At 72.0% G+C, this 24,132-nt stretch carries 23 protein-coding genes; 11 read left to right on the top strand and 12 right to left on the bottom strand.

What is annotated here, in order from left to right:
- Window position 1 precedes the first annotated feature (1 nt).
- The 5 genes from ACZ6TI_RS16250 to ACZ6TI_RS16230 all read right to left on the bottom strand — a co-directional run bounded on the left by ACZ6TI_RS16250 (window position 2) and on the right by ACZ6TI_RS16230 (window position 5,936).
- Window positions 2–808 (bottom strand): hypothetical protein, encoded by an 807-nt coding sequence (locus tag ACZ6TI_RS16250; RefSeq protein WP_465345839.1) that lies wholly within the window; start codon window positions 806–808, stop codon window positions 2–4.
- Between the two features lie 64 nt (window positions 809–872).
- On the bottom strand, window positions 873–2,738 hold the full coding sequence (locus tag ACZ6TI_RS16245) for a CocE/NonD family hydrolase (RefSeq protein WP_465345838.1): 1,866 nt from the start codon (window positions 2,736–2,738) through the stop codon (window positions 873–875).
- Window positions 2,739–2,789: 51 nt separating this feature from the next.
- Window positions 2,790–4,205: a hypothetical protein gene (locus ACZ6TI_RS16240; protein ID WP_465345837.1), complete on the bottom strand. Its 1,416-nt coding sequence runs from the start codon at window positions 4,203–4,205 to the stop codon at window positions 2,790–2,792.
- The gene (locus tag ACZ6TI_RS16235) at window positions 4,202–4,969 is read right to left on the bottom strand and encodes a sulfotransferase family protein (protein WP_465345836.1); all 768 of its coding nucleotides are present in this window, start codon (window positions 4,967–4,969) and stop codon (window positions 4,202–4,204) included. Before ACZ6TI_RS16235 ends, ACZ6TI_RS16240 begins: the two co-directional genes overlap by 4 nt.
- Window positions 4,962–5,936: a sulfotransferase family protein gene (locus tag ACZ6TI_RS16230; protein ID WP_465345835.1), complete on the bottom strand. Its 975-nt coding sequence runs from the start codon at window positions 5,934–5,936 to the stop codon at window positions 4,962–4,964. Before ACZ6TI_RS16230 ends, ACZ6TI_RS16235 begins: the two co-directional genes overlap by 8 nt.
- A gap of 99 nt (window positions 5,937–6,035) precedes the next feature.
- Between ACZ6TI_RS16230 and ACZ6TI_RS16225 the strand changes: the two genes are divergently transcribed.
- The 3 genes from ACZ6TI_RS16225 to ACZ6TI_RS16215 are packed head-to-tail and all read left to right on the top strand — an operon-like array spanning window position 6,036 to window position 9,066.
- Window positions 6,036–7,259 carry a glycosyltransferase family 4 protein gene (locus ACZ6TI_RS16225; RefSeq protein ID WP_465345834.1) on the top strand — a complete coding sequence of 408 codons (1,224 nt, stop codon included), beginning with the start codon at window positions 6,036–6,038 and terminating at the stop codon, window positions 7,257–7,259.
- Complete coding sequence (locus tag ACZ6TI_RS16220) at window positions 7,256–8,146, top strand: sulfotransferase (protein WP_465345833.1); 891 nt, start codon at window positions 7,256–7,258, stop codon at window positions 8,144–8,146. Before ACZ6TI_RS16225 ends, ACZ6TI_RS16220 begins: the two co-directional genes overlap by 4 nt.
- The gene (locus ACZ6TI_RS16215) at window positions 8,143–9,066 is read left to right on the top strand and encodes a sulfotransferase family protein (protein WP_465345832.1); all 924 of its coding nucleotides are present in this window, start codon (window positions 8,143–8,145) and stop codon (window positions 9,064–9,066) included. The genes ACZ6TI_RS16220 and ACZ6TI_RS16215 overlap by 4 nt, the downstream gene beginning before the upstream one ends.
- On the opposite strand, the gene ACZ6TI_RS16210 is transcribed toward ACZ6TI_RS16215, so the two are convergent.
- Together ACZ6TI_RS16210 and ACZ6TI_RS16205 are read right to left on the bottom strand one after the other, a co-directional pair.
- Window positions 9,032–9,766, bottom strand: coding sequence for an alpha/beta fold hydrolase (locus ACZ6TI_RS16210; protein ID WP_465345831.1), 735 nt, complete (start codon window positions 9,764–9,766; stop codon window positions 9,032–9,034). The genes ACZ6TI_RS16215 and ACZ6TI_RS16210 overlap by 35 nt on opposite strands.
- 14 nt (window positions 9,767–9,780) lie before the next feature.
- On the bottom strand, window positions 9,781–10,908 hold the full coding sequence (locus ACZ6TI_RS16205) for an MFS transporter (RefSeq protein WP_465345830.1): 1,128 nt from the start codon (window positions 10,906–10,908) through the stop codon (window positions 9,781–9,783).
- Window positions 10,909–10,974: 66 nt separating this feature from the next.
- Here ACZ6TI_RS16205 and pdxR point away from each other — a divergent pair, with 66 nt between their 5' ends.
- Window positions 10,975–12,354 (top strand): MocR-like pyridoxine biosynthesis transcription factor PdxR, encoded by a 1,380-nt coding sequence (pdxR, locus tag ACZ6TI_RS16200; RefSeq protein ID WP_465345829.1) that lies wholly within the window; start codon window positions 10,975–10,977, stop codon window positions 12,352–12,354.
- Window positions 12,355–12,362: 8 nt separating this feature from the next.
- A complete protein-coding gene (locus ACZ6TI_RS16195; protein WP_465345828.1) occupies window positions 12,363–13,058 on the top strand; it encodes a sensor domain-containing protein in 696 nt (231 codons plus the stop codon).
- A gap of 127 nt (window positions 13,059–13,185) precedes the next feature.
- Here ACZ6TI_RS16195 and ACZ6TI_RS16190 read toward each other — a convergent pair whose 3' ends face one another.
- Entirely contained in the window at window positions 13,186–14,394 is a 1,209-nt protein-coding gene (locus ACZ6TI_RS16190; protein ID WP_465345827.1) for a cytochrome P450, read from the bottom strand.
- A 189-nt stretch (window positions 14,395–14,583) separates the two neighbouring features.
- Between ACZ6TI_RS16190 and ppdK the strand changes: the two genes are divergently transcribed.
- Window positions 14,584–17,283 carry a pyruvate, phosphate dikinase gene (gene ppdK / locus ACZ6TI_RS16185; RefSeq protein ID WP_465345826.1) on the top strand — a complete coding sequence of 900 codons (2,700 nt, stop codon included), beginning with the start codon at window positions 14,584–14,586 and terminating at the stop codon, window positions 17,281–17,283.
- 84 nt (window positions 17,284–17,367) lie between these two features.
- Here the strand turns inward: ppdK and ACZ6TI_RS16180 are convergent, their stop codons facing one another.
- Window positions 17,368–18,240 (bottom strand): hypothetical protein, encoded by an 873-nt coding sequence (locus ACZ6TI_RS16180; RefSeq protein WP_465345825.1) that lies wholly within the window; start codon window positions 18,238–18,240, stop codon window positions 17,368–17,370.
- A 70-nt stretch (window positions 18,241–18,310) separates the two neighbouring features.
- Window positions 18,311–19,915: a diguanylate cyclase domain-containing protein gene (locus ACZ6TI_RS16175; protein ID WP_465345824.1), complete on the bottom strand. Its 1,605-nt coding sequence runs from the start codon at window positions 19,913–19,915 to the stop codon at window positions 18,311–18,313.
- Window positions 19,916–20,064: 149 nt separating this feature from the next.
- Here ACZ6TI_RS16175 and ACZ6TI_RS16170 point away from each other — a divergent pair, with 149 nt between their 5' ends.
- Genes ACZ6TI_RS16170 through ACZ6TI_RS16160 form a run of 3 tightly spaced genes read left to right on the top strand, consistent with a single transcriptional unit; the run spans window position 20,065 to window position 21,990 of the window.
- Window positions 20,065–21,453 (top strand): OFA family MFS transporter, encoded by a 1,389-nt coding sequence (locus tag ACZ6TI_RS16170; protein WP_465345916.1) that lies wholly within the window; start codon window positions 20,065–20,067, stop codon window positions 21,451–21,453.
- Entirely contained in the window at window positions 21,450–21,542 is a 93-nt protein-coding gene (locus ACZ6TI_RS16165; RefSeq protein WP_465345823.1) for an MFS transporter small subunit, read from the top strand. The genes ACZ6TI_RS16170 and ACZ6TI_RS16165 overlap by 4 nt, the downstream gene beginning before the upstream one ends.
- A 28-nt stretch (window positions 21,543–21,570) precedes the next feature.
- On the top strand, window positions 21,571–21,990 hold the full coding sequence (locus ACZ6TI_RS16160) for a VOC family protein (RefSeq protein WP_465345822.1): 420 nt from the start codon (window positions 21,571–21,573) through the stop codon (window positions 21,988–21,990).
- Window positions 21,991–22,036: 46 nt separating this feature from the next.
- On the opposite strand, the gene ACZ6TI_RS16155 is transcribed toward ACZ6TI_RS16160, so the two are convergent.
- Window positions 22,037–22,603 (bottom strand): carboxymuconolactone decarboxylase family protein, encoded by a 567-nt coding sequence (locus ACZ6TI_RS16155; protein ID WP_465345821.1) that lies wholly within the window; start codon window positions 22,601–22,603, stop codon window positions 22,037–22,039.
- 48 nt (window positions 22,604–22,651) lie between these two features.
- On the opposite strand from ACZ6TI_RS16155, the gene ACZ6TI_RS16150 reads away from it, so the two are divergent.
- On the top strand, window positions 22,652–22,945 hold the full coding sequence (locus ACZ6TI_RS16150; RefSeq protein ID WP_465345820.1) for a winged helix-turn-helix transcriptional regulator: 294 nt from the start codon (window positions 22,652–22,654) through the stop codon (window positions 22,943–22,945).
- Here ACZ6TI_RS16150 and ACZ6TI_RS16145 read toward each other — a convergent pair.
- Window positions 22,908–23,153 carry a hypothetical protein gene (locus ACZ6TI_RS16145; protein ID WP_465345819.1) on the bottom strand — a complete coding sequence of 82 codons (246 nt, stop codon included), beginning with the start codon at window positions 23,151–23,153 and terminating at the stop codon, window positions 22,908–22,910. The genes ACZ6TI_RS16150 and ACZ6TI_RS16145 overlap by 38 nt on opposite strands.
- A gap of 101 nt (window positions 23,154–23,254) precedes the next feature.
- Between ACZ6TI_RS16145 and ACZ6TI_RS16140 the strand changes: the two genes are divergently transcribed.
- Window positions 23,255–24,106 carry a hypothetical protein gene (locus ACZ6TI_RS16140; protein WP_465345818.1) on the top strand — a complete coding sequence of 284 codons (852 nt, stop codon included), beginning with the start codon at window positions 23,255–23,257 and terminating at the stop codon, window positions 24,104–24,106.
- Window positions 24,107–24,132 lie beyond the last annotated feature (26 nt).

The following is a 24,132-nucleotide window of genomic DNA, read 5'->3' as shown; positions in this document are numbered from 1 at the left end:
GTCAATCCGGCAGCGAGCTGCGGCTCACCGGATAGGACGCCAGCTCGGCGGCGGAGGAGGGTCGGAAGGTGACCCCCTCCGGCGCCGGGTCCGGCGGCCCGTCGCCGATCGCCGGGTACGGCGGGCTCACCGCGAGGTGGTGCCCGCCGTCCAGGTCGAGGCACTCGACCGCCGGGGCCGGCCGTGCGGCCGTGCAGCTCAGCCCGGCGATCTGCACGTCCACGCTCAGCGTCGCGCCACCGGCGTGGCGGTAGGTCAGGATGATCACGCCGACGTCGGCGTAGGTCGAGGTCAGCTCGTAGCCCGGCACGTCGGCCACCACGAACGGAAGGCGGGTGGCCCGGAAGTCCTCGGCCCGCCACCGCGTCTGACTGGTCGCGACCACGGTCAGCGCCCCCGCCGCCAGCACACCGCACAGCAGGATCCGCCAGCGGGCCCGCGGCAGCGCGACGGCCAGATGGGCGCCGGCCGCGACCGCCGCGCACAGCAGGCCGGTCTCCCACCTGCTCCGGGCGCCGCCACAGACCACCAGCACCAGCGGGATGAGCACGGCCAGCAGTGGCGGGACCACCAGGTGCTGCCACGGCGACGCACTGCGCTCGCCCCGGGACCGCCACCACAGCACCGCCGCGATGCCCAGGCCGGCCGCCAGCAGGCTCAGCAGGGCGAAGGGGAACAGCAGCCCGGCGTCGCCGGCCGCATACTTCCCGGGCAGGCTCTGCGGCGGCAGCGCGAGGAACGCGCCCAGCACGATGCCGCCACTGATCAGCGCGAACGGCCACGCCTGCCGAAAGACTCCCCGGATCATAGGTCGCGATCATTCCACGCCGGAGGGCGGCACCGGCTTCGACGATCCGGTGCCGCCCGGCGGATCAGAGACCGGCCGCGTGTGCGGCGGCCGTGCCGCCGACGATCGGCAGCAGGATCTTGCTGTTGCGCAGCGAGTAGGTGATCCGGGCGCCGCTCGGATCGGCCTGGCTCGAGTACTGCGGGTAGCTGCCCACCACGATCACGCCGATCCGGTGCCCGGCCGGGAAGACGTAGTCCTCGGGCAGCAGCGGGAAGTCGTAGTTGTACGCCGTCCCCGGGTTCAGCGGCACGGCCACCCGGATCGACTGCCGGTTCGCGGCGTCGTGGATGCCCTTGGTCACCACCTCGAGATCGGCGGTGGCCACCCGCTTGGCGGTCTGCCGGTAGCAGCCGTCGTCGGTCGGGCTGGACTCACCCCAGCAGTCCTGCGTGGCGAGCGTGACGATGCCCTCGCCGGACTGCCGGTGCGCGACCCGCTCGGCGCTGCCGTAATCGACCAGGATCACGCCCAGGTTGGTGTCGGTCCGGTCGGCCGCGGCCCGCACCTGCAGCCGGGCTGTGCCGCTCAGGTGCAGCGGCGCGGTCAGCGGATCCGACACGTACGCCAGCCGGTTGGGCTGCACCGCGTCCGGGTTCTGCACCATCGTGTTCTGGCTCTGCGTCGTGCTGTCCTGCAGCGACTCCGAGGCGCTCGCGGCGGCCGGCACCAGGCCGAGGTCACCGCCGGGCTGGAAGTAGACCTCGGTCGGGGTGGTGCCCGGGACCGGCCAGTCGGCGTAGGTCTCCCAGACGTCCGCGGACCGCTCGATGTCCACCCGCGGCTCGTCCATGATGCCGTTCTGCACCCCGTGCAGCCAGAAGTCGAACCACTTGTGCAGCGTGTTCACCCAGACCGTGCGACGCACGTCGAAGGGGTCGACGTGGCCCTCCTGGGACAGCCACGCCTTGCGCGGGATGTTGTTCTCGGCCAGCGCCGCCCAGTACTTGCTGAAGTGGTCCGGGCGCACGTTGTCGTCGTTCAGGCCGTGATAGAACAGCACGCTCGCGGTCTGGTTCGGCACCTTCTTGACATAGCTGCGCTCGTTCCAGAAGGCGGTGTAGTCACCGGTCTCGTCACCGTCCGCCGCGCCGATCTCGGCCCGCACCGGGGCGCAGTAATCCCGCCGGCTCGGGTTGGTGACCACGTTGGCCAGGTAGGACACGTAGTCGCCGCCGCGGGTGACGACGCCGTTCGAGCGCACGTAGTCGTAGTATTCCGACGGCGGGCTGATCGGCACCACCGTGGTCAGGCCCTTCACGCCGGTGACGGCGGTGGCCAGGGCCAGCGAGCCGTCATAGGACTTGCCGATCATCGCCGACCTGCCGTTGTCCCAGTCCGCCTCGACCACGTTGCCGGCCGCGTCGCGGGCGGTGGCCCGGCCGTTCAGCCAGTTGATCGCCTGCTTCGCGCTGAGGTTGTCCTCGTTCGCGTTGGTGGTCGGGCAGCCGGTCGAGTTACTCGTGCCGACCATGTCCAGCAGGATCATCGCGTAGCCGCGCGGCACGAAGTAGTTGTCGTAGAAGAGCGGCCACTTCTCCAGCAGGCCGTCGCCGTCGAGGTCCTGCTTGCACTCCGACTCGTTGCCGCGGCAGAGCGTCGAATAATAGGGGCTGGCGTCCATGACGACCGGCACCTTGAGCCCGTCCTCGGTGGCCCGCGGGCGGATCACGTCGAAGGCGATGATGTCGCGCAGCCCGTCGTGGTCACTGTCGAAGGTGGAGTCGATGAAGAGTCGTTCCCGGATCGCGTCGGAGTAGCCGAACACCGGCTGGGTGACGCCGTCGGACACCACGATCTGTGGGGGTGGGTCGGCGGCCAGGGCCGGCGACGCGGTGACCATCAGCGTGGCCACCGCGACGACGGCGGTAAGCAGGGGCAGTCGTTTCATGCGTGCAGGCTAGGAGCCCACCGTGGACGGTGACCAGAGGCAGAAGTCGGATCAGCCGCGCAGCCCGTCCAACGCTTTGTCGAGCGGCTCATTGGTCTCCACCAGCACCGGGTCGGCCCCGACGTCGGAGCCGGCCGCGGCGCCGCCGAGTTCCTTCGCCGGCAGCTTGACCTTGACCGGTGCGGCGTCCGACCACACCACCATCCGGGTGCCCTGCTTGTCGCTGAACGCGACGCCGGAGAGCCCGTCCTGCTCGACCGCCGAGGCGGCCGCCCCGCGTGCGGCGCCGGCCAGCCCGGCGAGCATCACCCCGGCCGGCCGCTCGGCGCCGTCCGGGTCGAGCAGCCCGGCGCGCACCTCGGCGCCGGCCCGGTTGCCCGGGTTGAACGCCAGTGGCAGCCAGACGATGTCGGTGACACCGCCGCCGGCCAGCTCGCCGGTCACCTTGGTCATCTCGTCGGCCACCACGGCCGGGTCCGCGTCCGCCGATTTCTCGAACCGGCCCACCTCCCAGGCCGCCACCGGCACCCCGGCCGGGGTGGTGGCGCCCAGGTAGTCGAGCAGCTCCGGCACGCCGTCCGGGTGCTCGTAGAAGTGCAGCTGCCGCACCGAGACGACCTTGTCGTTCAGCAGCCGCTCGGTGGCCGCCAGGTATTGCAGGTTGCGCTGGTTGACCGGGTTGGCCAGCGCGGCGCGCAGCCCGGACTCGTCGGAGACCTGCGGGATCTGCTTGCCGCGGGTGCCGATCCGGCGGGCGAAATACGCCTTATACGCCGTGACCGCCTGCGCGCCGTGCCCGTCCTTCAGCAGCCGGTCGGCGATCCCGAAGCCCATCGCCACGCTGCTGATCCCGGAGTCCACCACGTCGGCGCCCGGGTCACCCGCCTTGATCGCCTCGGCGGCCGCGCGGACCAGCTGCTCATATTGCTGCGGCGTGCCGGCCCAGTATTGCTGCGCGTTGACCTCGTTCTCCACCGCGTATTGCTTGACGCCGAGCGGCTGGTAGCGCTTGACCAGGGCGGTCACGAAAGCCTGGTAGGTCTTCAGGTCCTTCGGCATCAGCGACTCGGTCTTGTTCGCCTCGCCGCGGGTGTGTTTGGCCTCGCCGCCGGTGGCCCAGCAGACCCCGATCCGGATCTTCAGGCTCAGCCGGATGCCCAGGTCCCTGCTGCGCTGGGCGATGCGGTCGAGCGGCGCCCAGTCCGGGCTGCCCTGCGTCTTCTCGACGTCGCACCAGCTCAGCTCGTAGTACGTCGCCGAGCCCTGGAGCTTGCGCAGATAGGGCTCGAACTGCTCGTAGCGGTTCCAGTCCCAGTGCGCCCCGAACAGCGTGGAACCGGCCGCCACCGGCGCGGGCGCACCCGTGGGCAGCTGGAACGGCGTTTTGGAAGGTGACGGGGTGGGGGAGGGCGCCGAGGTGCAGCCCGCGAGGGCCAGCACGAGCGCCGCGGTCAGGAGCCGCTTCACCGGTAACCCAGCTCCTTCAGCATGCGGCCGGAGAAGACCGCGACCAGCAGCCGCAGGAACGGGTCCAGTTCGCGCCGGTAGGTGCCCACCCGGGAAGCGTAGATCGCCGCGTCGGTGCCGGCCGCCGCCCGCCGCTTGTCCGCCTCGACCGTGTATTTGTCGGCGACGTCGTGGGACCGGTCCGCATAATCCAGCACCGACTCCTCCCACTCCTCGCCGAGGAACTCGAACAGCGCGCGCAGCGACTTGTCCGGGTCACCGACCGCGTCCTCATAGCGCAGCTCGTGGTATTGCCCCGCGGGCAGCGCCGCCCCGAAGGCGCGTGCCGTCCTGATGTATCGCGGCCACTTCACCACGCACTTCACCGCCGACCAGTAGCCGAACCGCTTGCGGTGCGACACCACCACGTCACGGCCATCGCGGATCAGGTGCACGATCTGCGCGTCCGGGAACACCTCGGTGACGAAGTCGATGCTCAGTGCATAGAGCGGGGTCTTGTCCGCCCAGCGCTGCTTGCCGCGGCCGCGCGCATAATCCGCGTGCACCCCGCCGAAGAAGTCCGCGATGCGGCGCAGCCACTCCTCGCGCGGGAAGCCGAACCGGGCCAGCCGCGGCCAGTCGCGTTTCTCGTCCACGATGCGCCGCAGGTCGGGCAGGAACCGGGTCTCCGGCCCGCAGCTGATCCGCGAGTGCGAGTCGAGCACCAGCCGCAGCAGCGTGGTGCCGGACCGCTGGCAGCCGACCAGGAAGATCGGGCTATCCACGGCCGACCGCCTCGGCCCCGGAGGGGCCCGGGTTCTCCGCCAGGGCCGGAGGCACCCCGGCCGGTTGCAGCACAGCCAGTTCGAGGCGGGCGGTGAGCTCGTCGCACAGCGCACGCACCCGGGGGTCGATCGGCAGCGGTTCGCGGGCCGGGCCGGCGACCACGTCGGCCGCGAACTCCGGGCGGTAGGGCAGATCCAGGAACCCGCAGACCCGCCGGGCCGCCGCCGCGGGGTCCTGGACCATCTGCCCGTAGGACACCAGCAGCACGTCGTCGCGCTGGTCGAGGCCGAGCGTGAAGAAGAGGTCGTTGCGCACGCGCCAGAACAGCGCGGCCGCCGTGTGCTGATCCATCGCGGCCAGATCGAACGACGCGACCAGCTCGCGTGCCGCCCGGTCGAGCCCGCCGGCCTGCCAGATCCGTGTGTCGCCGGCCGCGATCGCCCGCAACGCCCGCAGGTTGGCGTCGCCGAACTTGGCCACCTCGGAGCGGGCCCGGTCGTCGACGTCGCGCCACATCCAGAGGGCCCGGCCCGGCGTCGCCGTGGGCAGCGCGAGCAGGCCGGCCACCCGGTGGCTGTCGCAGAGCGGCTTGACCAGCACGACCCGATGGCGGCTGCGGGCCACCACCCGGGTCAGCACGTCGTCACCGCGCAGCCGGAACCGGCGGAACACCGCGTCGTCATTCTCGTTGCGCGCCTCCACCTCGGGCGCCGCGTCGAGCCCGCGGACCAGCATGTTGGTGCCGGATCGTTGCAGGCCCACCAGATAAACCGGGCGTGCCGCGCCGAGCGGCCCGCCCTGCCGGCGCCGCCAGCGCCGCTTGGCCCGGGCCGTCCGGAAGCGCAGCAGGGGGTCCAGGCCGTCCTCCGCGATCAGCCGGCGCAGCCCCTCGCGGCGCGCCCAGCGCACGTGCCGGGCGATCCGGCGCGCGGTCCAGCGCAGCGCCGACGGCTCGTCCTGGGACACGACCCCTCCTCGAAACAGTTCCATGCATCGCTGGTTGGCAGGCGAATGCTAGCGTGACCGCGCTCGAGCCCAAGACCCCGATGACAGGCCTGTGGACAAATGCGCGTCCTGCACGTGAACAAGTTCCTCTACCGGCGTGGAGGCGCCGAGGGATACCTGTTCGACGTCGCGCGCCTGCAGGAGCGCGACGGCGCCGAGGTGGCCTTCTTCGGCATGGCACACGCCGAGAACGACCGGGGTCTGCGTTATGAGAGCGACTTCCCGTCCCAGGTGGACCTCGAGCCCCCGCCGCCCGGCCTGCGCAACCGCGCCGCCGCGGCGGGCCGCATGCTGTGGTCCACGTCGGCCCGCAGCGGCCTGCGCCGGGTGCTGGCCGACTTCCGGCCCGACGTGGTGCACCTGCACAACGTGTATCACCAGCTGTCACCGTCCGTGGTGGCCGCCGCCCGGGACGCCGGCGTGCCGTGCGTGATGACTCTGCACGACTACAAGCTGGCCTGCCCGAGCTACCAGATGCTCGACCACGGCCGGCCCTGCGACGCCTGCGTCACCGGCGGCCCGCTGCAGGCCGCCCGGCGCGCCTGCAAGGACGGCTCCCGGTCGGCCAGCACGCTGCTCGCCGTCGAGTCCTGGCTGCACCGGCGCTTCCGGGCCTATGCGGGGGTCGGCGCGTTCCTGGCGCCCAGCCGCTTCCTGGCCGGCGTGCTGACCCGGGCCGGCGTCTACCCCGACCGGCTGCGCGTGCTGCGCCACCCGGTGGACGTCGAGCACCTGCCGGTCAAGGCGAGACCCGGCGGTGGCGTGGTCTTCGCCGGCCGGCTCGCCCCGGAGAAGGGCGTGGACACCCTGATCGAGGCGGCGAAGAGGCTGGACCTGCCGGTCGACATCTATGGCGACGGCCCGTCCCGCCGGGCCCTCGAAGACCAGGCCGACGGCCGGGTTCGCTTCCACGGGCGGCTCGACCGGGCCACGCTGCACGCGCGGATCAGCGAGGCGGCGGTGGTCGCGGTGCCCTCCCGGTGGAACGAGAACCAGCCCCTCGCGGTGCTCGAGGCGTTCGGCTGCGGAGTCCCGGTGGTCGGCACCGATCTGGGCGGATTGCCCGAGCTGATCACCCCGGGCGTGGACGGTGAAGTGGTGCCCGCCGACGACCCCGGGGCACTGGCCGCGGCGCTCATGCGTACCGCCGGGGATCCTGAAAAGGCCTGGAAGATGGGCCGTGCCGGGCGCGACAAGGTCTCGCGCGACTTCAGCCCGGCCGATCATCTCGCCGGACTGCGGGCCGCCTATGCCGCGGCGGGCCTGCCGGTGGCCGCCCGATGAGCGCGCCGGTCCGCGTCCTGTTCCTGGCCGGCAGCGGCCGCAGCGGCAGCACTCTGGTGACCACCGTGCTGGGCCAGCTGGACGGCTTCTTCGCGGCGGGCGAGCTGCGCTACCTCTGGCAGCGCGGCCTGGTCGACAACCGGCCCTGCGGCTGCGGACTGCCGCTGCGGGACTGCCCGATGTGGACCGCCGTGCTGGATGGCGTGCCCGAGCACGACCCGGCGGGCATCGCCGCGGGCCTGCGCGAACGGCTGCGGCTGCGGCACCGGATGCGGGTCCGGCCGCACCCGGACGACCGGGTGATCGAAGGCCTCTACCGGTCGATCGCGGAGCACACCGGCGGCGCGATCATCGTCGACTCGTCCAAGCTGCCGCCCTACGCCGAGCTGCTGCGCGGTCTGCCCGGCATCGAGCTGCGCATCCTGCACGTGGTCCGCGATCCCCGCGCGGCCGCCTTCTCCTGGCGCCGCCACCGCTCGCTGGACGGCGACGACCGCCTGATGACCCGGCACCCGGTCTGGAAGGCCGCGCTGCTCTGGTCGATCTGGAACGCGGCCGTCCTGGGCCGCTTCCGCAAGGCCGCCTACCTGCGCATCCGGTACGAGGATCTGACCGCAGACCCGATTTCTTCGGTACGCCGGATCGCGACGTTCGCCGGGGCGCCGGGCGACGTCCCGCTCCCGTTCACCGCCGACGGCCTGCTGCAGCTCGAGCCCACCCACTCGGTGGCCGGCAACCCGGTGCGGCACCGCACCGGCGGGGTGCCGGTCACGCCGGACGACGAGTGGCGGCACGCGATGTCCCGCCGCGCGCACGCCGTCGTCACCGCGCTGACCGCGCCGCTGCTGGCCCGCATGGGATATCGATTCGGTCGGGGGGATGGATGAGTCTCGCGGTGGTGGCCGGCACCGGCCGGTGCGGGTCGACGCTGGTGCAGGAGCTGCTCTGCCGGCACCCGGGCATCGGTTTCGTGTCCGGGCTGGACGACAAGCTGCCCAAGCTCAACCGCACCGGCCGGCGCAACGGCGAGCGCTACCGCCGGGGCGCGCCGCGGCCGTCCGGCATGACCTCGCTGAGCCACAGCCGTAAGCTGCTCGAGAGAGGCCGGCTGCGGATCGCGCCGAGCGAGGCCTACGAACTGCTCGATCGGCACGTCACCGCCGGGTTCAGCCGGCCCTGCCGGGACCTGCTGGCCGGCGACATGACGCCGTTCATCGAGCGGCGGGCCCGGGCCTTCTTCGACGCGCGGATCGAGGCGCAGGGCTGTGACCTGCTGCTGCAGCACGTCACCGGCTGGCCGCGCACCGGCTTCCTGCGCGCGGCCTATCCCGGGCTCAAGGTCGTGAACGTGGTGCGGGACGGCCGCGCGGTGGTCAACTCGTGGCTGCAGATGGGCTGGTGGGACGGCTGGCAGGGCCCCTCGAACTGGTTCCTGGGCCCGCTGCCGGCCGGCCTGCACGCCGAGTGGGAGGCGTCCGGGCGCTCGTTCCCGGTGCTGGCCGCGCTGGGCTGGAAGATGCTGATGGGCTCCTATGCGGACGCCCGCGCCGCGCACCCGCCCGGCCAGTGGCTGGACCTGCGCTACGAGGACCTGGTCGCCGAGCCGCGCAAGGAGCTGACCCGGGCCCTGGAGTTCCTCGGGCTGGACTGGTCGCCGGCCTTCGAGCGCGGCTTCGCCAAGCACGAGCTGCACGCCGGCCGCGGTGAGGCGTTCCGCGACGAGCTGACGCCGGCCCAGGTGTCCGACGTCGAGTGGGCGCTGGGCGAGTCACTCAGCCACTGGGGCTACTCTCCAGGAACTCGATGATCATGCGGTTGCACAGGTCCGGCTTGTCGGCGAGCACGCCGTGGCCGGTGCCCGGGACGATCGCCAGCTGAGCATCGGGCATGGCCTGGTGCATGGCGTGCAGGTGGCCGGGCTCGACCTCGTCCCGGTCGCCGAACATCAGCAGGGTCGGCGTCGCGATGCCGGCCAGGTCGTCCGTGGTAAGGGTGGGCTCCTCGACGTGCATCCGGGCCAGCTTCGCCGACACCACCGGCCAGTGGTCCGGGCCGTCCGGGGAGACCTCGCCGTACCAGCCGCTGAGGAACTCCTCGGACTCCTCGTCCAGATCGAGCACGCCGGGCAGCCAGCCGGTGTGGTGATAGACGCCGGACGCGAAGACCAGCCGGCGGACCAGGTCGGGGCGCTTGCGGGCGACCAGCAGCGCGACCGGCGCGCCGTCGCTGTGGCCGAGCAGGTGCGCCGGGCCGCCGATCACCGTCTCCAGGAACGCGATCCCGTCGTCGGCCATCTGCTGATAGCTGATCGGGCCGTCGACGTCGGCGGTGCGGCCGTGCCCCCGGCGGTCGTAGCGATAGGTGTGGTAGCGGGCGGCGAGCCCGTCCAGGTTGCTCATCTCGAAGGCGCGGGAGTCGGCGCCGCCCGGGTGGAAGAGGAGCAGTGGATCGCCTTCGCCCTGTTCGGCGTACCAGGTGTCGACGTTCCCGATGGTGATCTGAGCCATGATCGTCTTCTTTCTCAGGCGAGGGCGGTGGCAGCGGACGGACGGGAAGCGAGCCGGGTCGCGGCGACCGCGGCGGCGAGCAGACCGGCGGCGCCGGCCAGGACGAACGCGGCGGCCGGGCCGGTCGCGTCGATCAGCGCACCACCCGCGGCCGCGCCCACCGAGGTGCCGATCGCGGTGGCGGTGGCCAGCCACGCGAACGCCTCGGTGACCGTGCCGGCCGGGGCCGCGGAGTCCACCATCGCGTAGGAGCTTGCCAGGATCGGGGCGATCATCGCGCCCGCCACGACGATGACCAGCGGCATCGCGGTCATCGCGGCCAGACCGAGGTGGCCCAGCCCGAGCGCGGCGAGCAGCAGCGTGAAGCCCCGCCCGGCGCTCGCGCCGCCGCCCAGCCGGGCGGCCACCACGCCGCCGGCCAGCGAGCCGACACCCCAGAGACCGAGCAGCAGCCCGGCGGCCGGGCCCGCGGCGGCGGTCACCCCGACCTCGGTCGCGCCGAACACCACGCCGACCCCGGCGAGCACGCCGACCAGGGTGCGCATCGCCGGCGAGGCGAGGGCGGTGCCGTGCCGCTTCTCGGCGGGCGGCGCCGGACGCCAGCCGCGGGAGGCGGGGGAGAGCGCAAACGCGGTGGTGGAGAGCATCAGGACCAGCCCGGCGGCGGTCAGGGCGGCGCCGGATCCGGCCACCGCGCCGAGACCCAGGGCGAGCGGCGGGCCGGCCACCCAGGTGAGCTCGGTCGCCGCCGCGTCCACCGCGTACGCCCGGCGCTGCCGCTCGACCCCCGGCGTGCGCAGCGGGATCAGCGTGCGCATGCAGGCCCCGACCGGCGGCGTGCACAGCCCGATCGCCGCGGCCGGCAGCAGCAGCCACGGCAGCGCCGCACCGACCGGCAGCGTGGCGACCAGGCACAGGGCCAGCGCGGCGAGCAGCGCCGAGCCGAGCAGCACCACGGTCTGCCCGCGCCGGTCGACCAGCCGGCCGAGCAGCGGGCCGCCCGCGCCCTGCGCCACGGCGAGAGTGCCGGCGACCAGGCCGGCGACGGCGTACGAGCCGGTCAGCCGCTCGGCGTGCACGAGCAGGCCGAGGCTGAAGGTGGCGAGCGGGAGGCGGGCGATGACCGATGTCGTGAAGAGCATGTAGTCACCGTCCCGCCGGACTGGTACGAAAGACAGGTCCAGTGGCGTCGCTGTGGAGGGGACCAGTTGGAGCTGTTGCTGACCGTCTCGAGGGACCACCCGGAGACGCTGCGGGCCCAGATCGAGGGCCGCCTGCGCGCCGCGATCCGGGACGGCAGCCTGCGGCCGGGCACCCCGCTGCCGTCCACCCGTGACCTGGCCGGCCAGCTGGACGTGTCCCGCAAGATCACCGTGGATGCCTATGCGCAGCTCGCCGCCGAGGGCTACCTGTCGATCCGGCAGGGCGCCCGCCCGCGCGTCGCCGACGGCCCGTTCCACACCGCGGACGGCGCCCGCCCCGAGCCGCCGCCACCCGAGCTGCGCTACGACTTCCGCCCGTCCCGGCCGGACGTGTCGTCGTTCCCGCGCGAGGCCTGGGCCCGCTGCCTGCGCGACGCGGTCACCGCGATCAGCACCGCCGACCTGGGCTACGGCGACCCGTTCGGGGTGGACGCCCTGCGCGCGGCCCTCGCCGACTACCTGGGCCGGGTGCGCGGGGTGGTGACCACCCCGGAAACCATCGTGATCACCAGCGGCTATCTGCAGGGGCTGGGCCTGATCGCCCGGGCCCTGGCCGCCCGCGGCGCCCGCCGGATCGCCCTGGAGGATCCGAGCAGCCGGGAGGAGGACCACATCGTCGCGCGGGCCGGGCTCGAGCCGGTCCGGATCCCGGTCGACGACCTCGGCCTGCGGGTCGACCTGCTGGCCGCCGCCGACGTGGACGCGGTGGTGCTCACCCCGGCGCATCAGCACCCCACCGGCGTGGTGCTCGCGCCGTCCCGCCGATCCGAGCTGGTCACCTGGCTGCGCGCCCGGCACGCGATGGCGATCGAGGACGACTACGACGCGGAATACCGCTACGACCGGCCGCCGGTCGGCGCGCTGCAGGGCCTCGACCCGGAGCACGTCATCTATTGCGGCACCACCAGCAAGGTGCTCGCTCCGGCGCTGCGGCTGGGCTGGATGGTGGTGCCGCCCGCGCTGACCGGCCCGCTGCGGCACGAGCGGATTCTCAGCGACCTCGGCTCGGCGGCCCGCATCGAACAGCTCGCCTTCGCCGGCTTCCTGACCCGCGGCGACCTCGACCGGCACCTGCGCAAGATGCGGCTGCGTTATCGGGAACGGCGGGACGCGATGGTCGCGGCATTGTCGGCGGAGTTGCCGGAAGCCCGGGTGCGGGGGATCGCGGCCGGTCTGCACGTCACGGCAGAGCTCCCCGGTGATGAAGGCAAGATCGCGCGTGCGGCCGCCCGGGTGGGCATCGGGTTCAACACCCTCGCTGAATACGGCTCGGCCAGCCACGAAGGCGCGACCCTGATCCTCGGCTACTCGCAGATGTCCGAGGCCAGGATCCGCGCGGGCATCGCGGAACTGGCCGCCGTGGTGCGCCAGGCCGGGCGTGCTTAGATTGCCCGATGTTCGACCACGGCAAGATCGCCCGGACGCTCGCGGTCGCCGCGTGCGCCACGGTGCTCGCGGCGGGCTGCTCCGGCGACGACGAGGCGCCCGACCCGCCGGACGGCGGCTTCACCGTCACCACCATGCGCGGCGCGTTGCTGCAGCCCGCCGAGGTCGGCCCGACCTGGCGGGCGCCGGCCGAGTCCACCGACCCGAACAGGCTGCTCCCGCTGTGCGGCGGCCCGGCCACGGCGCCGCCGCTGCCGCCGGGCGCCGAAGTGGTCGCGACGCCCCTGGTGGACGAGGGCACCGGCGGCGCGCAGACGCTCACCCAGGTGGCGCTGATCTACCCCGACGACTCCGCCGCCCGGGCCGGGCTGGCGTCCCTGCGGGCGGTCGCCGACGGCTGCCCGGCCACGGTGAACCAGCCGGTCACGGTGACCGCCGACCGGTCGGAGCCGGCATACACCGAGACGGCCAAGACGGTCGACATGAACGAGGGCGGCTGGACCGGCTTCGTGGTCACCCGGCACAAGGCCTACGAACCGAAGCACCCCGGCACGGCGGACACCGCGATCGCAGTGGTGACCAGGGCAAACGTGGTGGTCTTCGACGCCTATGCGGTCTATCGCATCGGCAACGCCAGCGCCGTGCCCACGTTCGACAACGACTGGAAGAAACTGGTCGGCACAGTCCTCAACCGAGTGGGATAGACAGGCTCAACCGGTGTGCACTACCGTGACGTCAACGCCGTTGCGAGTTCTTCCCCCGTGGAATTCGCAGCGGCGCCTTACTGTGCCTGCTTCCGGTTACTGTGCCTGCTTCGGGCCTCGCGGCCGATCAAACTACGCGCCTGACGGGCATTTTCGTCCTGACGGGCATTTTCGTGTAGCCCCGCAGCGTCAGCGAGTCCCGTCGCACCGGGTCGCCGGCCTGCTCCAGACGGTCCCGCAGAGCGGGGAAGGCGATCTGCGCCTCCAGCCGCGCCAGAGGTGCGCCGAGGCAGTAATGGATGCCCCCGCCGAAGGACAGCGGCGCGTTGTCGGCCCGCGCCAGATCCAGCGTCCCGGGCTCGGCGAAACGCCGCGGATCCCGGTTCCCCGCGCCCAGATAGGCGACCACCCGCTCGCCCGCCTCCACCACCGTGCCGCCCAGCTCCACGTCCTCGAAGGCGAGGCGGGACACGATCTGCACCGGGCTGTCGTAGCGCAGCAGTTCCTCCACCGCGAGCGCCGGATCGCCCAGCGGCAGCTCCGGGTGCCGCAACAGCGCCATCAGGCCGTTGGCCAGCAGGTTGGTGGTCGTCTCGAAGCCCGCCGCGAACAACAGCCCGGCCATCGTCAGCAACTCGTCCGCGGACAGCCGGTCACCCTCGGCCTCGGCCGCGACCATCGCGCTGATCAGGTCGTCCGCGGGCCGCCGGCGCCGTTCGCCGGCCAGCTCCGCCAGGTACGCCCGCACGGTCGCCGCCGCCGCGTCGGCGGCCGCCAGCCCGGCCGGGTCGATCGAGTCCAGCACCTGCGACCAGTCGTGGATCAGCGACTGGAACTGCGCCCGGTCCGGGGCCGGCACGCCGAGCAGCTCGCCGATCACGTTCACCGGCAGCGGGAAGGCGAACGTGCTGATGAAGTCGGCCTCGCCCGGCATCTCCTCGACCAGGTCGTCCACCATCCGCTCGATGGCCGGCCGCAGCGCCTGCACGCGGCGGGCGGTGAAGGCCGAGCTGACCAGCCGGCGCAACCGGGTGTGATCCGGCGGGTTCAGGTTGAGAATACTGGTGAACAGCAGATGCAGCGCGGGATGGTCGGCCCAGTCCGGCAGCCCGATGAAGGCCAGCATGTCCGGCGACATGTGCGCCAGCCGCCCGTCGCGCACTACCGTGGCACAGTCCGCGTAACGGGTCACCACCAGCGCGCCGTCGTCCGCCCGGATCAGCGGCGCGATCTCCCGGAGCCGGTCGTACCGGGAGTACGGGTCCTCCCGGCCGACCATCGTCGTCAGTTCCCCGAGCAGCGCGGTGGTCTCGGCATTCTCCACAATGGCGGGCATCGGATGACGATAACGTGCCCGCGCATGCTCGATGTTGCGCGCAGAGAGCGCGTTCCGAGCACCGAACATCTCACAGCTGTGGAATACCGCACCGACATGTTTTCGTCGGCCGTCGCCTCGCCTAGGTTTCGAATACCCCCGCGTAGATCTGGCCTTGCCGGGGTATTCGTAACCCGGAGGTGCTTGAACATGGAGGGCAACGGACCGGTCGACAAATTCGTCTACGACTTCGCCGAGGGCAATAGGGATCTGAAGGACCTGCTCGGTGGCAAGGGCGCCAACCTCGCGGAGATGACGAACCTGGGGCTGCCGGTGCCCGCCGGCTTCACCATCACCACCGAAGCCTGCAAGCTGTACCTCGCTTCCGGCGCGCACGTCGACGGGCTCGACGAGGAGATCTCCGAGCACCTCGCCGCCCTCGAGCAGACCATGGGCCGCCGGCTCGGCGACCCGGCCGACCCGCTGCTCGTCTCGGTCCGCTCCGGCGCCAAGTTCTCCATGCCCGGCATGATGGAGACCGTCCTGAACGTCGGCCTCAACGACGAGTCGGTGGCCGGGCTCAGCCGCCAGGCCGGCGGCAACGACCGCTTCGCCTGGGATTCCTATCGCCGGCTCATCCAGATGTTCGGCAAGACCGTCTGCGACGTGCCGGGCAGCGAGTTCGAGGACGCTCTGCACGACGCGAAGACGGCCAAGGGCGTCACGGACGACCTGCAGCTCGAGGCGGAGGATCTCAAGGCGCTGGTCGGCGCGTACAAGGACGTGTTCGTCAAGCACACCGGGCACGAGTTCCCGCAGGACCCGCGCGAGCAGATGGACCTGGCCGTGGCCGCCGTCTTCCGCTCGTGGAACGCGGACCGCGCGGTGCTCTACCGCCGTCAGGAGCGCATCCCGGGCGACCTCGGCACGGCGGTCAGCGTGGTGTCGATGGTCTTCGGCAACCTCGGCCCCGACTCCGGCACCGGCGTGGCCTTCACCCGCGATCCGTCGACGGGGGAGAGCGGCGTCTACGGCGACTACCTGCAGAACGCGCAGGGCGAGGACGTGGTCGCCGGCATCCGCAACACGGTGCCGCTGCAGGATCTCGAGGGCATCGACAAGAAGTCCTACGACGAGCTGCTCGGCATCATGGCCACTCTGGAGGGTCACTACCACGACCTCTGCGACATCGAGTTCACCATCGAGCGCGGCAAGCTCTGGATGCTGCAGACCCGGGTCGGCAAGCGCACCGCGGCGGCCGCCTTCACGATCGCCGCGACGCTCGTCGACGAGGGGGTCATCGACCTCGACGAGGCCATGCACCGGGTCACCGGCAGCCAGCTCGGCCAGCTGATGTTCCCGCGCTTCGACCTCGCCGACGACCCGAAGGTGCTGACCAAGGCGGTCGGCGCGTCCCCGGGCGCGGCGGTCGGCGAGGTGGTCTTCACCTCAGAGCACGCGGCCGAGCTGGCCGCGCAGGGCAAAAACGTCATTCTGGTACGCCGGGAGACCAACCCCGACGACCTGCCCGGCATGATCGCCGCCCAGGGCATCCTCACGTCCCGCGGTGGCAAGACCAGTCACGCCGCCGTGGTGGCCCGCGGCATGGGCAAGACCTGTGTCTGCGGCGCCGACGAGCTGACCGTCTCCAAGGCGTCGTTCACGGTGGGCGACACCACGGTCAACGAGGGCGACACGATCTCGATCGACGGCACCACCGGCCGGGTCTATCTGGGCGAGGTGCCGGTGCAACCGTCCGAAGTGGTGCGTTACTTCGAGGGCGACCTGGACCCGCAGCTGGCGAACGAGCCGCTGGTGTCCGCCGTGCACCGGATCATGACGCACGCCGACGAGCGGCGCCGGCTCGCGGTGCGCACCAACGCCGACACGGGCGTGGACGCGGCGCGGGCCCGCCGGTTCGGCGCCCAGGGCGTCGGCCTGTGCCGCACCGAGCACATGTTCCTCGGCGACCGGCGTGAGCTGGTCGAGCGGCTGATCCTGGCGGAGACCGCGACCGAGCGCACCGAGGCGCTCAATGCCCTGCAGCCGTTGCAGAAGGCGGACTTCCTCGAGCTGTTCCGCGAGATGAACGGCCTGCCGGTCACGGTCCGGCTGATCGACCCGCCGCTGCACGAGTTCCTGCCGTCGCTGGAGGATCTGGCCGTGCACGTCGCGGTCGCCAAGGAGCGTGGCGAGAACGCCGGGCGGCAGCAGGAGATGCTCACCGCGGTGCGTCGCATGCACGAGTCGAACCCGATGCTCGGCATGCGCGGCGTGCGGCTCGGCCTGGTCGTTCCCGGCCTCTTCGCGATGCAGGTGCGGGCGATCGCCGAGGCCGCGGTCGCGCTGGCCGGCGAGGGTGGCCGGCCGCGTCCCGAGATCATGGTGCCGCTGGTCGGCGCCGTGCAGGAGCTGGAGACGGTCCGCGCCGAGGCCGAGAAGATCATCGCCGAGGTGGTCGGCGACTCCGGGGTGGAGATCCTGATCGGCACGATGATCGAGGTGCCCCGGGCCGCCCTCACCGCCGGCCAGATCGCCGAGGCCGCGCAGTTCTTCTCCTTCGGCACCAACGACCTGACCCAGATGGGCTGGGGCTTCTCCCGCGACGACGTCGAGGGCGCGTTCTTCTGGCGTTACCTCGAGCTGGGCATCTTCGGCATCTCGCCGTTCGAGTCGATCGACCGCGACGGTGTCGGCCGGCTGGTGCGGATCGCCTCCGAGGAGGGCCGGGCCGCCCGCCCGGACCTCAAGCTCGGCGTCTGCGGTGAGCACGGCGGCGACCCCGAGTCGGTGCACTTCTTCCACGAGGTCGGCCTGGATTACGTGTCCTGCTCGCCCTTCCGGGTGCCGATCGCGCGCCTGGAGGCCGGGCGGGCCGCCGTGGAGTCGGCCGGCTCCGACCACCGCTGATCCCTCAGACGGGATCAGCCCGAGACGCCGGCCCGGACAATGACGTCCGGGCCGGCACTATTCGGGCTGCTCAGGTTGCCTTGCTCAGGTGGTCGGGAAGGTGCCCGGGTCGACGTCGCTGGTGCTGGCGTTGCCGCCCACCGCGGGCTCGAGCGTGATGGTCCACCGGGTGCCCGCCGAGTCGAACTTGAAGTCGTCGTCGAACTTGGTGAACCCGCAGTCCCGGGTGAAGCCCTTCTTGCCCGCGTCCCAGTCCTTGCCGCCCGCGGTGAAGATGTCGTAGGTCCCCGACTTGATGTTCTTCACCGTGTGCTTGCTGCCGCCGCGCACATAGACCACGAAGGCCGGCTTCTTGGACCCGGCCGCCACCGCGCTCACCGTGGTGTCGTCCGCGCCGTTCTCGATCACCAGCTCGCCGGAGCCGCTCTTCGAGCCCTTGCGGATGAACGTGCCGTTGGCCAGCCGCCGGTTCTCCTCCTTGGGCGGGCCGGGCAGGAACGTGCCGAACTTGAACGAGGCGTCGGCGGCGGCCAGCGACTTCGCCTGGCTGCGCACCCGCTCGGCGGCGTCGGACCGCAGCACGGTCGCGGCCGGCGAGGCGGCCGGGCACGGCTGCTTGGCGGTGCCGGCGTCGGTGGTCTCGTCGGCGAGGTCGCGCAACGCCACCGCGAGCTCGCTGACCTGGTCGCCCTTGAGCTTGTCGGCGCCCGCGCGCAGCGCGTCGGCGGCCGGCGGGAACGCCGCCTTGTCACCCTTGGCCATCGCCGCGATCGGCGCCTTGAGCGAGGTGTCCACCTCGGTCAGCACCTTGGCGGTGTCGGCCGCGGGCACGTCGCCGCCGCCGCCGTCGTCATCCTTGCCGCCGAGTCCACATCCCACGATCAACAGCAGCCCCGCCACGGCGGCACCGATATACAGCTTCTTGCCCGGCTTGCGGGCCACCCCGTCTGTTCCCACGGCGGAGATTATGGAGCACCGCCGATCCGCCGCGCTGTCCTATTTCCGGTCGATGTGGATAACGGATTGGTCAGGGTCCGGATCCCGACAGAACATGTTGCGACTTGCCGCCGGTTTTGGCCGCATACATGGCGAGGTCGGCCGCCCGCAAAATGTCATCCGCGGTGTCGCCCGGCTGGTTGATCGCGATGCCGACGCTGGCCGTGACGGTGACCGAGCGCGGCCCGATCGGGATCGGCCGGCGCATCGCCTGCACGATCCGGTCGGCGGTGATGTGCACGTCCGCCGGGTCGGCCAGCCGCTCGGCCAGCACCGCGAACTCGTCGCCACCGAAGCGCGCGACCGTGTCGCTCTCGCGCAGGCAGGCCTTCAGCCGGACGGCGGTCTCCTGCAGCACCAGGTCCCCGGCGCCGTGCCCGAAGGCGTCGTTCACCTCCTTGAAGCCGTCCAGGTCGATGAAGAACACCGCGAACGCCCGGCCATCGCGGGCGTGTGTGCGCAACGCGTGCCCGACCCGCTCGTAGCACAGACTGCGGTTGGCCAGCCCGGTCAGCTGGTCCTGGAAGGCCAGCTTGTGCAGCTCGTCCTGGCTGCGCCGGAGCTGCTCCTCGACCTCCATCCGCCGGGCGATGTCCTGGACCAGCTCGGCGGTCTTCGCCTCGACCCGGGCCACCGCCCGGGCCCGGCTGCCGGCCAGCGAGCCGACCAGCGCGGCCAGCATCAGGGTGAGAGCGACGCCGGTGGCCGGGGTGAGCCAGAGCAGCCGCTGGTCGGCGGCGCTGATGATTCTCGTGGTCGGTTGCAGGGCCAGATGCCAGGTGCGCTGGCCGACGGTGATGTCCCCGCTGCGGTGCAGGGCCGGCTCGTCGAGCAGGGTGCCGCCGCCCAGACCGGCGATGGTCTTCCCGGCGTCCGGCCCCGTGTCGGTGAGCTGCAGCCGGACGGTGCCGCGGGCCCGGTCTTCGAGCGCCGGCAGCAGGAAGTCCGCACCGCGCAGGCTGATCGTGACCCACCCGCGGAAGGTGCCGCCCGGCGCGTACACCGGCTGGGCCATGGACACCGAGATCTTCTGCTCCTCCACCGGCAGCTGGCGGTCGCGCATCGAGATGTGCGCGGCGCTCATCGCGAAGCGCCGCGACGCCCGTGCCGTCTGCAGGGCGTCCTCGGTGCCGGGCGTGGTGCTGAGGTCGCGGCCGGGCGGGGGCGGCGAGCCGGTGAAGCTGCGCCCGAAGACGATGAACTTGTGCTCGATGTCGGCGCCGGTGCGATAGAGCGAGAGCCCGAGCGCGCCCCGGGCCCGCCACCTGGCCTGCGTCGCGGCCACCTGTTCGTCGTAGGCCGGCACGACGAACGAGACACCGCCGATGCCCGGCAGCCGGCTCTCGTTCAGCCCCTGGGTGAGCGCGGCGAACTTGGCCGCGGTCAGCTCCTCCTCGGTGCCCAGCGCGATGGCCACGTCGTCCATCGCGAAGGCGTAGTGGTTGACCTCGTCGACGGTGACTTCGGTGAAGTCCTCGATCGCGCGGTCCATGGCCTGCGTGGTGAGCTGCTTGTGGCCACGGTTCACGGCCATCGTGGCGAGCGTGGTGGCGGCCCCACCGGCGGTCAGCACGATCAGCACCAGCGCGGAGCCGATCAGGCGCCGCCCGGCGCGCTCGTGCGTTGCCCGGCCCACAGCTACCTGATCGGCACGCACGATCCGGACATGAGAAGACACCACCGATTCGGACAAAGTGACAGTGATCGCGCACGCGTGGCGCGCGCGCGTAAACGGTCTTACGATCTTCGGATCGAGCAACTCCGATGAGGGGGCCGACCGTGTCAGTGCTGTCCGCGTTCGATCGGGAGCGGTCCGTCGCGCCCCCCGGTTTCAGCCGGTGGCTGATCCCGCCCGCCGCCCTCTCGGTGCACCTCTGCATCGGTCAGGTCTATGCCACCAGCGTCTACAAGAACTCGCTCGTCGCGCACTTCGACGCCAGCCAGACCGAGATCGGCATCATCTTCTCCATCGCGATCGTCATGCTCGGCCTGTCCGCGGCGGTCGGCGGCACCTGGGTGGAGGCGAACGGCCCGCGCAAGGCGATGTTCGTGTCCGCCTCGTTCTGGGCCACAGGCTTCCTGGTCGGCGCGCTCGGCATCGCCACCTCCCAGCTCTGGCTGCTCTACCTGGGATATGGCTTCCTCGGCGGCATCGGGCTCGGCATCGGCTACATCTCGCCGGTCAGCACCCTGATCAAGTGGTTCCCGGACCGCCCGGGCCTGGCCACCGGCCTGGCCATCATGGGCTTCGGCGGCGGCGCGCTGGTGGCCGGCCCGCTGTCCCGCCAGCTGATGAACCTGTACGACGCGGGCTACGACCCCGCGGTGGCCACCTCGGTGGCCGGCGGCCGGGCCCTGGTCCTGCTCTTCCTGACCCTGGGCATCGGCTACTTCGTGATCATGATGTTCGGCGTCGCGAACATCCGGGTGCCCGCCGAGGGCTGGAAGCCGGCCGGCTGGGATCCGGCCACCGTCGCCGCGAAGCCCCTGGTCACCACGGCCAGCGTGTCCGCGGCGAACGCGATCAAGACGCGCTCGTTCTGGCTGCTCTGGATCGTGCTGTTCTGCAACGTGACGGCCGGCATCGGCATCCTCGAGCAGGCCAGCCCGATGATCCAGGACTTCTTCCGGGAGGGCACCACCTCCACGGTCGCGGTGACCGCGGCGGCCGGGTTCGTCGGCCTGCTCTCGCTGTTCAACATGGCCGGCCGGTTCATCTGGTCGTCGACCTCCGACCTGATCGGCCGCCGGCCCATCTACATGGTCTATCTGGGCGTCGGCATGATCCTGTACGCCCTGCTGGCCGCCTTCGGGCACACCGCGACGGCGCTGTTCGTGCTGCTGGCCGGCGTGATCCTGTCGTTCTACGGCGGCGGCTTCGCGACCGTGCCGGCCTATCTGCGGGACCTGTTCGGCACGTTCCAGGTCGGCGCCATCCACGGCCGCCTGCTGACCGCCTGGTCCGCCGCCGGGGTGGCCGGTCCGCTGATCATCAACGGTTTCCTGGACGCGCAGGGCAAGCCGGGGACGCTCACCGCCGAGGCATATCGTCCGGCGCTCTTCACGATGGTCGGCGTGCTGGCCGTCGGGTTCGTGGCCAACCTGCTGGTCCGCCCGGTGCCGGAGCGATTCCACGAGCCCGCCCGGGCCGCTGAGAAGGAGGTGGCGGCATGAGGCTGGTGATCTCGTGGGCGCTGGTCGCGGTACTGCTGGGGTACGGCATCATCCAGACGGTCATCACCGCGGCGAAGTTGTTCCAGTAGGCGTCGTCGCAGGTCTAGCGTGCGGGGCATGACTTCTCGACTGAACCCGTACCTGAGTTTCGACGGTGACGCCCGCGCGGCGATGGAGTTCTACCGGAGCGTCTTCGGCGGCGAACTGGTGGTGAACTCGTTCGGCGACTTCGGCAACCCGGATCCCGCCGTGGCCGACAAGGTCATGCACGCGCAGCTGGAGACGGACGCGGGCTACACGCTGATGGGCTCGGACCGCATGCCCGGCATGCCCTTCACTCCCGGCACCACATTCACCGTGAGCCTCAGTGGTGAACCGTCGGACGGGCTACGGGGATATTGGGACAAGCTCGCCGAGGATGGCACGGTCACGGTCGCCCTGGAGAAGCAGGTGTGGGGCGACGAGTTCGGCCAGCTCACCGACAAGTACGGCGTGCCCTGGATGGTCAACATCACCCAGCCGAGCGAGGCCGCCTGATCGGATCGGCCGCGGGGTCCCCGGTGCGGGACCGCGCGGATCCCGGTCATCCCGGCGTGTAGTCCGCGAACCGTGGCGCTCCCTCCTCGAGCGGCACCCGCGCGGCGCGGGCGGTGGCGCTGATCGCCCGATACCAGCCGGAGAGCATCAGCTGGTCGAGCAGCTCGGGCTCGTCCAGCGCCGCGCGCAACTCCGCCCACAGCGGATCACCGAGATCGCCGAGCTCCTGCAGTTCGTCGGCGGCCCGGATCAGCAGCCGCTCGCGCGGGTCCGGCCAGCAGTCGTCGTCCGGGCCACCGCTGGTCAGGGAGGTGATCTGTGCCCGGGTGAGCTGTGCCTTGCCGGCGAACATCTGGACGTGCACGCCCCACTCGTACTCGCAGCCGCACCGCGCACAGGTCCGGTCGATCACGATCTCCCGCTCGCGCCGGCTCAGCGCGAGGCCGCGGCCGAGCTGGTGGCGGCCCCAGGGCTCCATCGCGGCAGCCATCGGCAGGTGCCGCGCGAACGTCCGGAACAGCGCGATCGGCGCCACCCCCGGCGGCATCATCGCCGCGAGCTGCGCGGCGACCTCCGGGGCGAACGGCGGTTCCAGCGGCTCGATCCGGCTCACGACGACCTCCCGGGCTCGGTCCGCGGCTCCACCACCGGCCGCCCCTTGATGGCGGCCCTGGACCTGCTGGGCCGCCGCTGGGCCCTGCGCATCCTGTGGGAGCTGCGATCCGGCCCGGCCGGCGCCCGCGATCTGCTGATGCGCTGCGAGGGCTTGTCGTCGAGCGTCCTCTACGAACGCCTCCGCGACCTGACCGAAGCGGGCCTGCTGACCAGAAACGGCCACTACGCCCTGACTCGCCAGGGCGCCTCCCTGGCGGCGGCCCTCGCCCCGCTGAACGCCTGGTCGGAGCAGTGGGCCGAACTCACGGCCGCCCCTGATCCCGGGCCACCTCGGCCATGAAGGCGGTCACCACGGCGAGCGGCAGCAGACCGTCCCCGACCAGCACCTGGGTCTCCCGATCGGGATAGTGCAGAAGGGTCACCAGCGCGGGCCCGAGCTCGAAGTCGACGAACTCGGCGAGCTCGACCGCCCAGGCGTCGTCGTGAATAGCGTCGTCGTAGGCCATCAGATGAAACCGCCGCCCACCGTGCTCGAGCCACTCTTGCATCCCGCGATCCTTCCACTCGCCGGTCGCGACCGCGGTCCACTGTGCTGACTTGGCAACCGCCGGGAGTTCTGGCACGGTGCCTGGCGATGGAGTCGTCACCGATGCGTGTGCCGTTGCTGATCGCCGTGAGCGCGGCCGCCCTGGCCGTGGTCATCGCGGCCGCGGGCGCCGAGGCCGCCGCCGGTTGGTGCGCGGCCATCGCCTTCCTCGGCCTGGCCGGCTGCGCCGTGGCCACCGATCGATCCCGGCCAGGTCTGCGCTGGTCACTGGCCATCGGCTTGGTCCTGCTGGCATTCGCCACGGTCTTCACCACCACCGGGTACGCGGCCCCGCCCCCGGACCCCGCCGTCCCGCCTTTCCCACCGCTCGACCGGGCCACCGAGGTCGACGCCGACCTGGCCGCGACCTGGCGCACGATGCTGGCGACCGACCGCGCCAATGCGGCGTCGCTGCTCCCGTCCCTGGTGGCCTTCGCGGTCGCCGTATGGTTTCTCCCGCGCCGTCCCGGCCGGACTCCCGCCGCGGCCATCGTGGCCGCGATCCCCATCCTGCTGGCTCTCGCGGCGACGGCCGGCGAGGTGACCACCCCGGCGCAGATCCTCCCGCTGATCGGCGCGACCTCCCCGGCCCTACTGACCGGCCTGGCCGGCGCGGCGCTGCTGTTCCTGGCGGTCCAGCGTGCGGCCCGCTCGTTCTGGCTGCCGGCCGCCGCCCTGACCATGTCCGCCATCGCGGCCGCCGCCTTCGCCGGCACCACCGAGGCCTGGTTCCGGGTCTGGGACGCGGAACACCCCGACGGCGTCATGACCGCGGTGGCCCTGCTCTACACCAGGGACGGCCCGGACCTGCTGGCCGCGGTCCTGATGGCCGCGATCCTGGCCCCGCCGGCCCTGCTGACCTGGTCCGCCCTCCGCGAGGCCGCCCCAGCCATCACGACGCCACCCCACACGTGACCCAAGCCGCCCCCGCGTCTCGTCGA

The sequence above is a fragment of the Actinoplanes sp. NPDC051388 genome (assembly GCF_055586225.1).
The sequence above is the reverse complement of the archived record's forward strand: the minus strand, read 5'-3'. Positions and strand labels throughout refer to the sequence as shown.

What these genes read in the sequence shown, in the direction of transcription:
- ACZ6TI_RS16250 (WP_465345839.1), bottom strand. Translation starts at nt 808, where the DNA reads ATGATCCGGGGAGTCTTTCGGCAGGCGTGGCCGTTCGCGCTGATCAGT.
- ACZ6TI_RS16245 (WP_465345838.1), bottom strand. Translation starts at nt 2,738, where the DNA reads ATGAAACGACTGCCCCTGCTTACCGCCGTCGTCGCGGTGGCCACGCTG.
- ACZ6TI_RS16225 (WP_465345834.1), top strand. Translation starts at nt 6,036, where the DNA reads ATGCGCGTCCTGCACGTGAACAAGTTCCTCTACCGGCGTGGAGGCGCC.
- ACZ6TI_RS16220 (WP_465345833.1), top strand. Translation starts at nt 7,256, where the DNA reads ATGAGCGCGCCGGTCCGCGTCCTGTTCCTGGCCGGCAGCGGCCGCAGC.
- ACZ6TI_RS16215 (WP_465345832.1), top strand. Translation starts at nt 8,143, where the DNA reads ATGAGTCTCGCGGTGGTGGCCGGCACCGGCCGGTGCGGGTCGACGCTG.
- ACZ6TI_RS16210 (WP_465345831.1), bottom strand. Translation starts at nt 9,766, where the DNA reads ATGGCTCAGATCACCATCGGGAACGTCGACACCTGGTACGCCGAACAG.
- ACZ6TI_RS16205 (WP_465345830.1), bottom strand. Translation starts at nt 10,908, where the DNA reads ATGCTCTTCACGACATCGGTCATCGCCCGCCTCCCGCTCGCCACCTTC.
- ACZ6TI_RS16195 (WP_465345828.1), top strand. Translation starts at nt 12,363, where the DNA reads ATGTTCGACCACGGCAAGATCGCCCGGACGCTCGCGGTCGCCGCGTGC.
- ACZ6TI_RS16190 (WP_465345827.1), bottom strand. Translation starts at nt 14,394, where the DNA reads ATGCCCGCCATTGTGGAGAATGCCGAGACCACCGCGCTGCTCGGGGAA.
- ppdK (WP_465345826.1), top strand. Translation starts at nt 14,584, where the DNA reads ATGGAGGGCAACGGACCGGTCGACAAATTCGTCTACGACTTCGCCGAG.
- ACZ6TI_RS16165 (WP_465345823.1), top strand. Translation starts at nt 21,450, where the DNA reads ATGAGGCTGGTGATCTCGTGGGCGCTGGTCGCGGTACTGCTGGGGTAC.
- ACZ6TI_RS16160 (WP_465345822.1), top strand. Translation starts at nt 21,571, where the DNA reads ATGACTTCTCGACTGAACCCGTACCTGAGTTTCGACGGTGACGCCCGC.
- ACZ6TI_RS16150 (WP_465345820.1), top strand. Translation starts at nt 22,652, where the DNA reads ATGGCGGCCCTGGACCTGCTGGGCCGCCGCTGGGCCCTGCGCATCCTG.
- ACZ6TI_RS16145 (WP_465345819.1), bottom strand. Translation starts at nt 23,153, where the DNA reads ATGCAAGAGTGGCTCGAGCACGGTGGGCGGCGGTTTCATCTGATGGCC.
- ACZ6TI_RS16140 (WP_465345818.1), top strand. Translation starts at nt 23,255, where the DNA reads ATGCGTGTGCCGTTGCTGATCGCCGTGAGCGCGGCCGCCCTGGCCGTG.